Genomic DNA, 911 nt, shown 5'->3' on the forward strand with positions numbered 1-911 from the left:
AATGCCCATAAAACGATTATGTCAAAGTATACAGTTAGACAAGAATTATCAAAAAAACAATTTATCTTAGATATGGAGGCAATTTAAATGAAAAACTATATTGAATTATCACAAGAGGTACAACAAGCAAAAGCAGAAGGAAAAGCAATCGTTGCATTAGAGTCTACTATTATTTCTCACGGTATGCCGTATCCACAAAACGTAAAAATGGCTCGTGAAGTTGAACAAATTGTTCGTGATAACGGTGCTGTTCCAGCAACTATTGCCATCATTGATGGAAAAATTAAAATTGGTTTAACAGATGAGGAATTAGAATTATTCGGAAAAAGTTCAGGTGTTGCTAAAGTATCAAGACGTGACTTAGCTCATATTGTTGCTACAAAACAACTTGGTGCTACGACTGTTGCAACAACAATGATTTGCGCAGATTTAGCAGACATCAAAATCTTTGTAACTGGTGGTATTGGTGGAGTTCATAAAGGTGCAGAAACGACGATGGACATCTCTGCTGACCTTGATGAATTAGCTCAAACGGATGTAGCTGTCATTTGTGCTGGAGCTAAATCAATCCTAGATTTAGGACTTACTCTTGAATACCTTGAAACAAAAGGGGTTCCTGTAATTGGATATGAAACAGAAGTTTTACCAGCATTCTACACAAGAAGTAGTGAACATAAATTAAATATCTCTACGGATTCAATCGACGTAATTGCAGAAACATTAAAAACGAAATGGGAATTAAACCTTAATGGTGGAGCAGTAATCGCTAACCCAATTCCTAAAGAACATGCTATGGATGAAGACTATATCAATGGAATAATTGCTCAAGCAATCAAAGAAGCAGAAGAAAACAACATTATTGGTAAAGATAGTACACCATTCTTGCTTGGAAAAATAAAAGATTTAACGAA

Annotated in this window: 1 protein-coding gene; it reads left to right on the forward strand. The window is 35.0% G+C overall.

Annotated features, from left to right (window positions below):
* Nucleotides 1-87: 87 nt before the first annotated feature.
* Nucleotides 88-911: pseudouridine-5'-phosphate glycosidase (locus V179_RS0105545; RefSeq protein WP_028390634.1), on the forward strand; the 824-nt coding region annotated here is incomplete at its 3' end.

It is taken from the genome of Bacillus cihuensis (assembly GCF_000504145.1).
GTDB classification, from domain to species: domain Bacteria; phylum Bacillota; class Bacilli; order Bacillales; family DSM-1321; genus Peribacillus; species Peribacillus huizhouensis.